At 47.3% G+C, this 12,451-nt stretch carries 15 protein-coding genes; 1 reads left to right on the forward strand and 14 read right to left on the reverse strand.

The genetic code is table 11. The annotated features are described in order from the left end of the window. Window positions 1-95 precede the first annotated feature (95 nt). The 12 genes from G9G54_RS07850 to G9G54_RS07905 all read right to left on the reverse strand — a co-directional run bounded on the left by G9G54_RS07850 (window position 96) and on the right by G9G54_RS07905 (window position 9,876). Window positions 96-728 carry a tetratricopeptide repeat protein gene (locus G9G54_RS07850; protein WP_061829188.1) on the reverse strand — a complete coding sequence of 211 codons (633 nt, stop codon included), beginning with the start codon at window positions 726-728 and terminating at the stop codon, window positions 96-98. A gap of 82 nt (window positions 729-810) precedes the next feature. After that, on the reverse strand, window positions 811-1,194 hold the full coding sequence (gene panD, locus G9G54_RS07855; protein WP_013371641.1) for an aspartate 1-decarboxylase: 384 nt from the start codon (window positions 1,192-1,194) through the stop codon (window positions 811-813). Then, window positions 1,187-2,125, reverse strand: a complete 939-nt coding sequence (gene panC / locus G9G54_RS07860) for a pantoate--beta-alanine ligase (protein WP_165177185.1) — start codon at window positions 2,123-2,125, stop codon at window positions 1,187-1,189. The genes panD and panC overlap by 8 nt, the downstream gene beginning before the upstream one ends. Continuing rightward, on the reverse strand, window positions 2,122-3,021 hold the full coding sequence (gene panB, locus G9G54_RS07865; protein ID WP_023989139.1) for a 3-methyl-2-oxobutanoate hydroxymethyltransferase: 900 nt from the start codon (window positions 3,019-3,021) through the stop codon (window positions 2,122-2,124). The genes panC and panB overlap by 4 nt, the downstream gene beginning before the upstream one ends. A 344-nt stretch (window positions 3,022-3,365) precedes the next feature. Continuing rightward, window positions 3,366-4,340 (reverse strand): biotin--[acetyl-CoA-carboxylase] ligase, encoded by a 975-nt coding sequence (locus G9G54_RS07870; protein ID WP_165177187.1) that lies wholly within the window; start codon window positions 4,338-4,340, stop codon window positions 3,366-3,368. Beyond that, complete coding sequence (locus G9G54_RS07875) at window positions 4,333-5,655, reverse strand: CCA tRNA nucleotidyltransferase (RefSeq protein WP_165177189.1); 1,323 nt, start codon at window positions 5,653-5,655, stop codon at window positions 4,333-4,335. Before G9G54_RS07875 ends, G9G54_RS07870 begins: the two co-directional genes overlap by 8 nt. A 55-nt stretch (window positions 5,656-5,710) precedes the next feature. Continuing rightward, window positions 5,711-6,874 carry an N-acetyl-alpha-D-glucosaminyl L-malate synthase BshA gene (bshA, locus tag G9G54_RS07880; RefSeq protein ID WP_061829193.1) on the reverse strand — a complete coding sequence of 388 codons (1,164 nt, stop codon included), beginning with the start codon at window positions 6,872-6,874 and terminating at the stop codon, window positions 5,711-5,713. Window positions 6,875-6,959: 85 nt separating this feature from the next. Further along, on the reverse strand, window positions 6,960-7,652 hold the full coding sequence (gene bshB1 / locus G9G54_RS07885; protein ID WP_165177191.1) for a bacillithiol biosynthesis deacetylase BshB1: 693 nt from the start codon (window positions 7,650-7,652) through the stop codon (window positions 6,960-6,962). Beyond that, window positions 7,649-8,086 carry a methylglyoxal synthase gene (gene mgsA / locus G9G54_RS07890; protein WP_013310694.1) on the reverse strand — a complete coding sequence of 146 codons (438 nt, stop codon included), beginning with the start codon at window positions 8,084-8,086 and terminating at the stop codon, window positions 7,649-7,651. Before mgsA ends, bshB1 begins: the two co-directional genes overlap by 4 nt. Window positions 8,087-8,142: 56 nt before the next feature. Beyond that, window positions 8,143-8,946, reverse strand: a complete 804-nt coding sequence (dapB, locus tag G9G54_RS07895) for a 4-hydroxy-tetrahydrodipicolinate reductase (protein ID WP_069289816.1) — start codon at window positions 8,944-8,946, stop codon at window positions 8,143-8,145. A 31-nt stretch (window positions 8,947-8,977) separates the two neighbouring features. After that, window positions 8,978-9,496 (reverse strand): tetratricopeptide repeat protein, encoded by a 519-nt coding sequence (locus tag G9G54_RS07900; RefSeq protein ID WP_013310696.1) that lies wholly within the window; start codon window positions 9,494-9,496, stop codon window positions 8,978-8,980. Window positions 9,497-9,546: 50 nt separating this feature from the next. Beyond that, window positions 9,547-9,876, reverse strand: coding sequence for a nucleotide pyrophosphohydrolase (locus tag G9G54_RS07905; protein ID WP_023989148.1), 330 nt, complete (start codon window positions 9,874-9,876; stop codon window positions 9,547-9,549). A gap of 215 nt (window positions 9,877-10,091) precedes the next feature. Here G9G54_RS07905 and G9G54_RS07910 point away from each other — a divergent pair, with 215 nt between their 5' ends. Next, entirely contained in the window at window positions 10,092-10,961 is an 870-nt protein-coding gene (locus G9G54_RS07910; RefSeq protein ID WP_165177193.1) for a YitT family protein, read from the forward strand. A gap of 77 nt (window positions 10,962-11,038) precedes the next feature. Here the strand turns inward: G9G54_RS07910 and G9G54_RS07915 are convergent, their stop codons facing one another. Both G9G54_RS07915 and G9G54_RS25555 read right to left on the reverse strand, forming a co-directional pair. Further along, window positions 11,039-11,884 (reverse strand): sporulation protein YpjB, encoded by an 846-nt coding sequence (locus G9G54_RS07915; protein WP_165177195.1) that lies wholly within the window; start codon window positions 11,882-11,884, stop codon window positions 11,039-11,041. A gap of 117 nt (window positions 11,885-12,001) precedes the next feature. Continuing rightward, on the reverse strand, window positions 12,002-12,451 hold the full coding sequence (locus tag G9G54_RS25555) for a hypothetical protein (protein WP_238807862.1): 450 nt from the start codon (window positions 12,449-12,451) through the stop codon (window positions 12,002-12,004).

The following is a 12,451-nucleotide window of genomic DNA, read 5'->3' on the forward strand; positions in this document are numbered from 1 at the left end:
GAAGATCGCCTATTTGGAAATTAAGACAGCCAAAAAAGACGATGCACACGCCGCCTGAGAGGTGGGCATGCATCGTCTTGCTCGGTGTCTGACAACTACATCCAGGTCATCATGGAGCTGTCGTATCGAAGCTTTTCGGTACCGGACAGACAGGCTTCCATATTGTGCAGCGGCTCGGGTAACGCAGGATCGAACTGATGTGCGAGAGCAAAACATTTTTGCGCCTCCTCTACGTCAGCCTGCTTTGCCAACAGACAGCCTAGCGCATTATAGATGACCGCCTTCAGTCCTGCCTGCTCAGTCAGGTCCAGCACCTTCTGAAAATGGCATACAGCCTCTGCTGGATCATCTAGTTGAAAATAGGCCATTCCCATATACATGCGACTCTGCCAGCTGTTCGGAAAATGCTGTAGTACCTGCTCAAATTGTTGGATCGCCTCAGGGTACATGAGTAATCGATAATACCCTTGCCCCCGATTAAAAGCTGGCAGCTCTTTTTCAGGCAGCTCCGTGTCAGACATATCGGTCTCCGCGGAAAACCCGGCCGCACGCAGGCAAACCATTTTTTCCTCAAAGGCCAGCCACTCATCCATAATTCCGTCACTCATTCTCCGCAGCAGACTCCAGTGCTGTAGCAGCTCCTGCCTGCGGGAGCCCTGGGCTGATGGGTAATGCTTCACGATATCATCTAACATGCTGTTCATTTCTGCGAATACATGCTGGAACATGTGCATCCCGCCCTTATGAAAGATGGATTAATACACTCACATTTTTCGCTTAAAAGACGGGTTTCATCCGCACTCCCATTCATTACATGATCGTCGCGTGTACTTCTTTGTTCATCGTTTGGGCTGGTTTATTATGTTCATCAACAAATACCACTGTTGGTTTGTACGTTTTGGCCTCTTCATTCGACATGGAAGCATAGGAAATAATAATGACTGTATCACCAGGCTGCACCAAACGGGCTGCCGCACCATTGAGACAGATTACGCCGCTCCCACGCGGTCCGGGGATAACATAGGTTTCCAGTCGAGCTCCATTGTTATTGTTTACAATTTGAACCTTTTCATTCTCCAACAAATCCGATGTCTCCATGAGATCTTCATCTATAGTGATACTCCCCACATAGTTCAGGTTAGCTTCCGTAACCGTAGCACGGTGAATTTTAGATTTCATCATGGTTCTAAACATGGGAAAGCACCTCCGCCTTCTGTATTCTTATATTGTCAATCAGTCTGGTATTGCCAAATTTCACAGCCAGCGCTACGATGACGTCTTCCTGAACATCACATAGCGGCTGCTCGGGAAGAAGGGGCTCCAGACCGGGAAAAGTTAATATTTCAATGTAATCAATGTCTGCTAAAGGAGAGGAAGTAATGGTGGACTCCACCATTTGATGTAGCTGACGAATCGTAATTGTGTTTGTTACTATATCTTCGCTCACTTCTTGCACCTTACGCAGTGACTGAGACAGCACCAACGCCTGCTCACGCTGTTCTGCAGTTAAATACACATTACGGGAGCTGAGGGCCAAACCATCCGCCTCTCTGACGATGGGACAAGGTACGATAGTCACGTTCATATTGAGATCAGTCACCATCTGCTGGAGCACAGCAACCTGCTGCGCATCCTTCATTCCAAAGAAAGCCAAATCAGGACCTATCATGTTAAAAAGCTTGGCTACCACCGTAGTCACACCATCAAAATGGCCGGGACGGGAAGCACCGCACAAACGATCTGTCAAAGCGGATACACGAATTTTGGTTTGGGTTGGTTGTGGATACATTTCTGCTACAGTTGGTAAAAAAACAATATCCACGCCTTCGCGCCGCGCTACCTCCAAATCACGAGCTTCATCGCGAGGATAGCTGTCTAGATCTTCATTCGGTCCAAACTGAATCGGATTTACGAAAATGCTAAGCACCACCGTATCCGCCATTTCACGCGCCTTGTGCATCAAGCTCGCATGCCCTTCATGTAGGTATCCCATTGTTGGTACAAAGCCGACTTTATGTTGCTGTAAAGAGGTAGAACCGTGTACCTTTTTTGTTCCGCTTGTCCCAAGCTGCCGACGTTCAGCAATAATCTTGCGCAGCTGAGCCACTTCTCTTACGATGATCATGATCGTGATTCCACCTTTTCCTTAGCTTGTTCCTGTGTCTGTCCTTTTGCCTTACCGTACAGGGATTCCACAACGCGGTCATCCGCGCTGAACACATGCTCCGCGGCCGGAAATGCCCGCCCTTTTACATCACTCACATACTGCTCAATGCTGCTGCGGATCAAGCCGCCTACATCGGCATAGGTTTTAACAAAGCGTTTGCTGAAATAAGGCGATGCGTACTGAATCAGATCGTGATAAACGAGTACCTGACCGTCACATCCACGTCCAGCACCAATTCCAATGGTTGGAATGGAAAGCTCTTTAGAAATCGCTGTTGCCACTTCCTCAGTTACCAGTTCCAATACAACGCCAAAAGCACCCGCCTGCTCCAGCGCCTTGGCGTCCGCCATTAACCGGCGTGCGTCCGCTTCGTCCTTGCCTTGAATGCGATAGCCACCAATTTGATTAACCGATTGCGGAGTAAGCCCGATATGTCCCAATACAGGCACACCTGCCTGAACAGTTGCTTTTACAACATCAGCAATTTCAGCTCCGCCCTCCAATTTAACAGCATGCACATGTCCTTCCTGCATCAGACGGCGGATGCCCTGAAGACTTTCTGATACGCTGCTGTGATATGTCATAAAAGGCATGTCCGCTACGATAAATGTATGTTCCGCGCCTCTTGCGACTGCCCGGGAATGGTACACGATATCATCCAAGGTTACAGGGATGGTTGAATCGTAACCAAGAACTACGTTACCCAGCGAGTCACCCACGAGAATCATGTCAATTCCCGCCTCCTCGGCTATTTTAGCCGATGGATAATCATAGGCGGTCAGCATACTGAGCGGAATGCCCTCTTGCTTCATTTTTTTCATTTTTACAATATTCAGTGCTTGTTTTCCTGCCATTACGAATGGCTCCCTTCCATCTTTTTTTGGCACAAAAAATAACCTTTTATGAACGCCTGTACATCTGCGTCATCAAAAGGTCCGAACAGCCAAAAAAGACACTCATTTTGAGATCGTCCCTTCTGTCTCGGTCCTGTTCGGCTCAGAGCAGAATCCAACGTAACCTTCAAATGAAGTTATGATGGTCTTACAAACTTGCTAAAGTAGAGCATGTGCCCCTGGAGTGCAGCTCGGACCGTCCGATGCCGCCTCCTGCACAGTATAACAAAAAACATCAGCTTTTTCACGTGAAGTTTTGCACAGGGAATAGAACGATTTCGATCGTTTTATAGCTAGGGTCGCTTCTACAATTGTATATCCCCTGAAATGACCTGAATTCGCTCTCCCTGATCCGTTTCTACTACGAGTGCCCCGGAAGGGTCCAAGCCAACAGCTGTGCCTTCTACAGTTACCCCTTGTCCGGTATGTGCCCGTATGCTACGGTTCATAGTCACGGACAAAGCCTCCCACAGCATGGCTATAGGCTGAAATCCCTGCTCGGCATACAACTTGCTTAGCTGTTCCATCTCTTCCAGCACTGAGGCGATCAGCACAGTACGGTCAATTTCACGCCCTGCTTCTATTTTCAAGGACGTTCCCACCTGCGATAACTCTTCCGGGTAATCTTCTTTATTTAAATTCACATCAATGCCAATCCCTGCAATACAGTATCGAACCCGTTGATCCTCTGTTGCAGATTCCAGTAGAATACCGGATACTTTGCGACCATGAATCAGCAGATCGTTTGGCCATTTGATACCAGCCTCCACACCCGTCAGCCGACGAATGGCCCTACACACTGCTACACCTGTAAGTAGCGTTAGCTGGGGGGTAAAAACCAAGGGCTGGGTAGGACGCAACACAATGCTCATCCAGACTCCTTTGCCACGAGGGGAATACCACTTCCGTCCCAAACGTCCCCGACCTGCCGTTTGTTCCTCTGCAAGCACTACTGTCCCCTCTGGCGCGCCCTCTTCTGCCAAACGCATGGCATCTTGCTGAGTGGAAACCGTCGAATCCAGTACAACGATACGCTGGCCAAACGATTGAGTATTTAACATATTGGCCAATTTGGAGACTTCCAGCCGATCCGGTCGGGATATCAACCGATAGCCCCGACGCGAGGAGGCATCAATGTTGTAGCCCAACTCACGCAGTTTGTTGATCTGCTTCCATACTGCTGTTCGGCTAACCGAGAGGCGTCGGCTGATTTCCTCCCCTGATACGTAATCGGATGTACCTTCCTCCAGTATGCCTAACAATCTTTCATGATTATTCACTACTCATCACCCGTTTCGCTTCCTGAAGCAATGTTTCTGTTTCATTCGGAATATCTCCGCAGGCAACAGCTTGTAAAAGCTGTTCCATCATCTGACCCAGCCAAGGTCCGCCTCGTCGATTTATCGCCTGAACCAGTTCATTTCCTGTAATATTTAAATCTTTGATACGAACGACTACAGCCTGCTTTGTCCACGAGCTTGCCAGTTCGGCTGTTTTCGCCACATGCTTTTCTACCCACGGCGGTAATCCGCGGAATGAAGCAGGCAGTGTCTTGTAAAGATCAAGCCAGTCTGAAGCTGTATCTTTTCCTAGTCTAATTAGCAGACGAATCCAGCTACGACGCAGCGCCTCATCGTTGACAATGCCAGACTCCCCCGGAACGGAATCGCCAGCTATGGCACCAGCACTGTAGATTAATTCGGTCTCCCATTCCAGCAGATGAACCAGCCGAAGTCGTACCGCGTTGGAAAAGGTCCAAGCTCTTAGTAGCTCGTCAGCTACCTCTGAGGTAAGTCTACAAGACATTAAGAGCAGGCCCCACCGCAGTTCTTCTTGCAGTTGAACGATCCCCTTAAGCGCCCATGCTTCACATTGTTCCCAAGGAACCGGAACCTTCGTACAACCGAGCAATCCGCTACGGCTCAGCATCTCCAACCCACGTAAAGGGTCAGAGCCCGCTAGCATCTTTTCCAGCTCGACCCGCACACGTTCCATGGCTATGTAACGAAGTCCCTCTTTGCGCCGAATCATGCCTTTCCAGGTGTTGTAAGCAACACGGAACCGAAACACAGAGGCAAAACGGATGCAACGCAGCATTCGTAACCCGTCCTCTTCAAAACGTTCCTCGGCTCGGCCTACACAACGAACGAGAGCGGCTCGCAAATCGGCTTCTCCTCCAAATGGGTCCACACGCTCTCCGTGTTCTGCCATCGCAATCGCATTCATAGTAAAATCCCGTCGCATCAGATCCTCACGGATATCCTTTACGAAGGCAACTTCCGTTGGACGGCGGTGATCGGCATAACCACTTTCCGTACGAAAAGTGGTTACCTCGAACGCATGGCCACCCTGCATGACCGTAACCGTCCCATGCTGAATTCCTGTCGGAATGACGTGAGGGAATAGCGCTATGACCTGTTCAGGCTCAGCCGAAGTAGTCAAATCCATATCATGAATGGCTCTTCCTAATAGCTCATCCCGCACACAGCCACCGACCCAGTAGGCTTCGTGGCCTGCTGCGGTTAGTGTATGTATGACCTCTCTGCCATGAAATGCCATCTCTTGGTCAGCATATTGCCAAGTATTTGTATTCATAGGGTTTCCCCCTTTGCAAGTATTCAATATAAAAAACGGACGCGAGTCCGCCCCCTTAAACGCTGATCGGTTTAAGATCCGGCACCTCGCGTCCCAACACACGGTAATATATCTCTTCATATTGACGGGTAATCAGCTCATCACAAAAAACGGTACGGGCGCGGGTCAGACACGCTTCACGGAAACGTTCCGCCATCGCTTCATCGGACAACAGCTCTACTGCATAATCAGCCATTGCCTCAGTATTACCGATTTCAGCAAGATACCCCGTACTTCCATGCACAACGAGTTCAGGTACTCCCCCTGCCTGAGAACCGATTGTCGGCACTCCACAGGCCATTGCTTCCAGTGCAACCAGACCAAAACTTTCTTTTTCCGAGGGAAGCAGCAGCACATCCGCCATAGAAATCACTTCTGCGATCTGATCCTGCTTACCTAAAAAGAAGACCTTATCTTGCAGACCTAAATTCTCGATTTTGCAACGGATTTTTGGAAGATCCGGTCCTTCTCCCACCAACAGCAGCTTCGCAGGTACTTTACGTTGCACTTTTTCAAATATATCCAGCACATCTCCCACCCTTTTGACAGGACGGAAATTGGAAATATGCATCATTATTTTTTCATGCGGTTGGGCAAAATCTCTTCTAAGCGCCGCGGCATCTCGTGGATAATATACCCGTTTATCTACAAAATTGTAGGTTAAATCAATAGGTCGTGTAATTTCCAACGCATCTATCGTCTCCCGAATCAAATCCTTGGAAACCGCTGTCACAGCGTCACTTTTGTTAATAGCCAGCCGAATCAGGTCCTTCAACGACTCATCCTGTGCCAACACTGTAATGTCCGTACCGTGCAAGGTGGTTACCACCTTCAGATGATCACCCACCATTTCCTTCGCCAAGTAAGCGCATACTGCATGGGGTACCGCATAATGAACATGGAGTACGTCCAAATTCTTCATTTGTGCGACTTGGGCCATTTTGGTCGCCAGTGACAAATCATAGGGTGGATATCTAAACACGTAATAATCGTTAACTTCAACCTCATGATAAAAAATATTTTTCTGAAACGCCCCGCCTAATCTGAACGGAATGCTATTGGCAATGAAATGGACCTCATGCCCTTTTTCTGCCAGCAACTTACCCAACTCAGTAGCCACTACCCCGGAGCCACCCAACGACGGATAACAGGTAATTCCAATTTTCAATTTGTCATTCAAGCTAAGCTGCCTCCTTCCGCTCATCAGTGATAACTTTCCTGCCGATTTATTTTAACATTCTGCAAAATGCTCAAGTATAGAATTCTTATGTGAATAGCTTAACCAGATATGGGGTTTTGGACGCAAAGCCTTCTGCATACGAAATCAGTTTGCGTTGACCCAACAACGAATCGCGAGCTTTTACGCATTCCACATATCCCTGATTTAAGGGTGTGGATACTGTATCCTTTCCAGGTGCTGCCTGAAATTGCGAAGCATAACTCAACAAAGACCGTTCTTTGGCTTCATAATGCTCGGTGATATCCACAATCAAATCCGTTCTGCCAATATCATTAATAAAATAAAAATATAATTGCTCTACCTGTACCGCAGGATTTTCTGGCATAAAACGTCGCAACTTGGCGTTAAATACCGCTTCCTCCACTAACTTACTGCACATGACATGGTCTGGATGCCGATCCTCCCAATAAGGAGCAAATACGACTTTCGGTGCATGGCGCCGTATTTCTGCTGTAACTGCAGCTACATGTTCTGGAGTTACATATAATCCACGATCCGGCAGACCTAGATTCGTCCGCACGGCAAGTCCGAGTACTTTTGCAGCGTGTTCTGCCTCTGCCATACGAGTATCCACATCACCATTAGATGACATTTCAGCCCGCGTCAAATCGCAAACGCCCACCTTTAAACCAGCGGCTGTATGCTTGGCAATCGTGCCTCCCATTCCTATTTCTGCATCGTCGGCATGGGCTCCGAAAATCAAGATGTCCAGTGTCATTTTATATCACCCTGCTGGTCAATCCCCGGTTTATATTTATGTACCAGCTCACGCCAAGCAAAATCGCCACGGTCTAGCGCCTTAACCAGTATTTCAGCAGTTGCAACGTTGGTTGCCAGAGGAATCCCTTGTACATCACACAGACGTAACAGGGCGCTAATATCCGGCTCATGCGGCTGGGCCATAAGCGGATCACGCAAGAATATAATCAAGTCCATGTCATTTTGTGCAACCATAGCCCCGATTTGCTGATCTCCTCCAAGCGGCCCAGACATGAAACGGTGAATTTGAAGCTTGGTTTGCTCCATAATGCGCAGACCTGTTGTACCTGTTGAAAATAACTGGTGATCTGTAAAAACATGCTCATAGGCCGTTATGAAATTTACCATTTCATCCTTTTTTCGGTCATGCGCTATAAATGCAATCTTTAACATTCAAAGTTCCTCCTGCCTCATTCTATAATTTCGTTCGTCAAATCATTCGCGTACTCTTAATCGATGTAATGCTCAAATCCATATACAAGCCCTGGCTGCTCCATGACCTTCTGAATACCGATTTTAACACCCGGCATATAGCCCGCTCGTTCATAAGAATCCTGACGAATTTTCAGAGATTGTCCAAACCCTCCGAAGATTACTTCTTGCTGTGCGAACACACCGGGAAGACGGACACTGTGAACACGGAACCCTTGATAGTACCCCCCCCGTGATCCTTCTAACGTTTCTTCCTCTTCCGGGTTACCCTGTCGTAGCTCTTCACGCTGTTCGGCGATCAGCTCTGCGGTCTTAATGGCTGTGCCCGATGGCGCGTCCAATTTTTGGTCACCATGATATTCGATGATTTCCAGATGTGGGAAGTATTTCGCTGCCTGAGCCGCAAACCGCATCATCAAAATGACTCCAATCGAAAAGTTCGGCGCGATCAGACCACCAATTTGCTGCTCACGACACTGCTTGTCCAGTTCATTAATCTGTTCGGGGGTAAACCCTGTCGTTCCGATAACCGGACGTACTCCATACTTGATAGCAAGCGCTGTATGTGCGTACGCAAAACGCGGCCCCGTAAAATCGACCATGACATCCGCTCGACTATCCAGTAAAGCCTGCTCCACGTCCTCCACAATAGCGATACCCGCTTCCGGTAATCCGACGAGAAGGCCGGCATCACTGCCGGCATGTGTTCTGTTCACTGCGGCCACAAGCTGTAGTTCCTCATCCTGAAGAACCAATTTGACAACTTCACGGCCCATACGCCCTGCTGCTCCTACAACAGCCACTTTTATTGGTTCTGACATATCCCTACAACTCCTTATGCATCCATTTGTGTTAGATTTGTTCATTCATCTGCTGGCATAACTTCTTCATGAGGTTGGCAAGCTGCACATTGTGAGGAAACAGTGCAGCCGCCTCGCGAGCAGCCTGCACAGCTAGCTTATACTCATTCAATTCATCATAAATCAATGCGAGCAGCAAAAAAGCATCCCCACATAACGGATCGAGGGCTATTGCTCGTTCCAATAGCAAAATCGCATCCTGACGCACCTGTGGCGTAGCTCTGTCGACATCCAGCATTTTTCTGGCCTTCTCCGTATGCTGCCTGGCTTCCTGTGCATGCAGATGGAGAACATATTCATCCTGCTGTGGAGCGAGACGAACCGCATGCTCTGCATATGCGAGAGCCTGCTCCAAACGACCACTACGAGCATAGGTAACCGAGCACCGGAAATAATGCTCCGCATGATCAGGCTGGGCTGAAATTGCTTTTTCAAACCATTCCACAGCCTGCTCAAAATCGTTCTGCAAAATGCACTGATAAGCTTTCTGAACGTATTCCTCCGCCTTCATGACACTGCACCTCCGGGTAACCGGTTTGGTACAGCATATGTACAAAACGCCTAATCGGTGTCCTTTTTGGTCCAGCGATTCGCGTCACGCGTGTTAAATTTTTGCATGACCTTATCATGAGCCTCAGTCAAATTTATACCTAGCGAGTTCGCAAAGCAAACTGTAATGAACAAAATGTCCCCCAGCTCCAGCTCAATCGAATTGTCCGCCTCATCCGTTTTTTTCGGTTTCTCGCCAAAGGAGTGATTGACTTCCCTCGCCAGTTCCCCGACTTCCTCAGACATCCGGGCCAACATCGCCAAAGGGCTAAAATACCCTTCCTTAAATTGAGATATATACTGGTCTACCTCACGTTGAATTTCATCTAATGATTTTTCCATGAAACACGCAATCCCCCCCATGTGCAGGTTTATTCATATGTTATCGTAAAGCACATTTTAAAACAAATTTTTTTTAATTGTGTACTTATGATCCCAACTTACAGTCATCAGTCTTTTAAAGCTACCGTAAAAAGGTATACTACATATAAGGAACTGCGATTTAGCAAAATCAGCATGATGTCGTTCTTCCTTAAACTGCTACTGCGAGGGATCATATGAAGATATCCAAGTCCATGGAACAGCTTAAACTGATTTTACCCATTGTGCTCGGGACCGCCATCTATGCATTCGGTCTGCTTTATTTTATAATACCCAGTAAACTGATGGAAGGTGGTATTACAGGGATCACCCTGCTGCTCAATTATGCTTTTTCGATTTCACCCTCTCTCTCCACATTACTGCTGAACATTCCTTTATTTTTAATTGGGTGGAAAATGCTTGGGGGCAAGCAAATTCTATATACAGGGGTAGGTATCGGGTCGCTCACTTTTTTTCTGTGGTTGTATGAAAAAATGATTCATTTCGGATGGATGGGAACATTTCAAACTGAACACGATTTTATACTTTCTTCATTATATGCGGGGGTTACGCTTGGGGCCGGATTAGGTATCGTGTTCCGCTTTGGCGGCACCACGGGCGGCTCGGATATAATCGCTCGTATTCTAAACCGGAAGTTTGGATGGAGTATGGGAAGGATTCTGCTGATCATTGATATCGTCATTATCGGTGCTTCACTACTTTACATACCAAAAGAAAAAATTCTATATACATTAGTCGCCGTGTTCATCGCGTCCAAGATTATTGATTTTATACAAGAAGGGGCCTATTCCGCCAGAGCCTTTATGATTATCAGCGACCACACTGTGGACATTGCGGATATTATTATTAGGGACATGGATCGTGGAGTTACTATTATTCCGGCTGTAGGTGCATTTTCCAAGCAGGCCAAGCATGTTGCCTATTGTGTCGTGCCTCGTCAGGAAATACGACGTTTGCACCAAATTGTTAAATCGGTTGATCCACGGGCGTTTATTATCATACAGGATGTGCATGATGTACATGGAGAGGGGTTCAAAGAGGAATAGCCCGGAAATCCGGGCGATGGGCTAACCTATATGGATGGCTCAGCAGCCAACGACGCGAATGTTTGAATTTTGCATCGTTATCCAGAGAGACCAGCTCGATATTTACGATAACCTGCATAGACCAGCGCCAGCAGAACAATCATGCCGATTGCCAATTCTGCCCGGCGCTCACTTTCACGCGGGATAAATGGCGCCAGGGCAGTGGCGTCTTTTTCACGTCCAAACAAGGCATTAAACGTCGGATTCCCCTGATCCAACGCCCCTCTAATCGCTGAGGCATCTGCATTTTGCTGATCCCCCAATCCTTTGACGTAGGAAATCCATGAATCAGCCCGGACAACTTCACTTGTTCTGCCATGAATCAATGCTGCTGTACGGATCGTCTCATAGTGGTCCTCCAGCACTGCGGCTCCAGCTTTGAAACCCTTCATGTTGCCTTTAGCAAACTGGCTGTTCAAGCCACTAACATCTTCTTTTAAAATCTTATAATACTGCTGCCATAAAGGCTGACGCGGATGTGCAAGCGCATCGGTCGCAAGTCGTAAATTGGCCGCAGCCTTCACCCACTCATCCGGTGATGCTTGGACGGACTGAGTAGCTTGCTGCACCTCAAGGATGCTGCCGGACAAAGCATGAATGGCCTCTACAGATAACGCTGACTGCACCTGTCCGGTGCCAAACCATCGACTCACCTCGGCTACATCCGTGCGCGCTTTTTCAATGTTCCCGTCCATGACATCCCGGTACAGTATCGCAGCTGCATGATCTAGTTCCTCAATTTCTTTTGTATTTCCTATGGGTTTTGACTGATCACGCGCTTCTGCCACACCTGGAGGGACGCAGACAGACAGCAGTAGGACCATAGATAAAACAACACTCGAAACAATACGTATCATAATTTGAAACGCCTGACCCCTAAACATGGGACATCCCTCCTCACCTTACTGTATGGCAAGGTTACCGGGACTAGAACTTGCTTTAGGACAAATGGTATCCCCCTCAAAATCTGCAACCACAATCGTGTCATATTGAGGTATATACTAAAATTTATCTTTAAAAAACGAGATGGCATAGAATAAGACCAGCCATTCACTACTTTTCGCAGCAAAAAGTGAATACGGATTTAATCTAGCACTTTTATTTTTCAGTAAATTTAAATCCGACTGCTCTTCCAAGTTCAATTTCTCAACTTTAATGTCTACGTTGTTTGCGGTTACTTTCCGGTTTAATTGATATTCTTGTACCGAAACAAACCCGAATTTAGGGTAAAAATTCTTCACACTATCATTTGCGAACAAATACATAGCATCACAGTTGCCCTGCCGTACGTAAGGGATATATTTATCATTCCAAAAGCCCAATTGATACCAAGCTTCAAAATCAAAACCAAAACTTTGTTTGGCTAATTGATTAAAGCTCTTTCTTATTTTATGATCATCACGGATTCCTTTTTTAAATATATATTCTTTTTGGTTTATAACAATGTTCAT

The sequence above is a fragment of the Paenibacillus sp. EKM212P genome, from assembly GCF_011066115.1.
GTDB lineage: Bacteria > Bacillota > Bacilli > Paenibacillales > Paenibacillaceae > Paenibacillus > Paenibacillus polymyxa_B.

Excerpts from the sequence above, each read along its gene's own strand:
- G9G54_RS07850 (WP_061829188.1), bottom strand. The coding sequence starts at position 728 with ATGTTCCAGCATGTATTCGCAGAAATGAACAGCATGTTAGATGATATC.
- panD (WP_013371641.1), bottom strand. The coding sequence starts at position 1,194 with ATGTTTAGAACCATGATGAAATCTAAAATTCACCGTGCTACGGTTACG.
- panC (WP_165177185.1), bottom strand. The coding sequence starts at position 2,125 with ATGATCATCGTAAGAGAAGTGGCTCAGCTGCGCAAGATTATTGCTGAA.
- panB (WP_023989139.1), bottom strand. The coding sequence starts at position 3,021 with ATGGCAGGAAAACAAGCACTGAATATTGTAAAAATGAAAAAAATGAAG.
- G9G54_RS07875 (WP_165177189.1), bottom strand. The coding sequence starts at position 5,655 with ATGAATACAAATACTTGGCAATATGCTGACCAAGAGATGGCATTTCAT.
- bshB1 (WP_165177191.1), bottom strand. The coding sequence starts at position 7,652 with ATGACACTGGACATCTTGATTTTCGGAGCCCATGCCGACGATGCAGAA.
- mgsA (WP_013310694.1), bottom strand. The coding sequence starts at position 8,086 with ATGTTAAAGATTGCATTTATAGCGCATGACCGAAAAAAGGATGAAATG.
- dapB (WP_069289816.1), bottom strand. The coding sequence starts at position 8,946 with ATGTCAGAACCAATAAAAGTGGCTGTTGTAGGAGCAGCAGGGCGTATG.
- G9G54_RS07900 (WP_013310696.1), bottom strand. The coding sequence starts at position 9,496 with ATGAAGGCGGAGGAATACGTTCAGAAAGCTTATCAGTGCATTTTGCAG.
- G9G54_RS07905 (WP_023989148.1), bottom strand. The coding sequence starts at position 9,876 with ATGGAAAAATCATTAGATGAAATTCAACGTGAGGTAGACCAGTATATA.
- G9G54_RS07910 (WP_165177193.1), top strand. The coding sequence starts at position 10,092 with ATGAAGATATCCAAGTCCATGGAACAGCTTAAACTGATTTTACCCATT.
- G9G54_RS07915 (WP_165177195.1), bottom strand. The coding sequence starts at position 11,884 with ATGTTTAGGGGTCAGGCGTTTCAAATTATGATACGTATTGTTTCGAGT.
- G9G54_RS25555 (WP_238807862.1), bottom strand. The coding sequence starts at position 12,451 with ATGAACATTGTTATAAACCAAAAAGAATATATATTTAAAAAAGGAATC.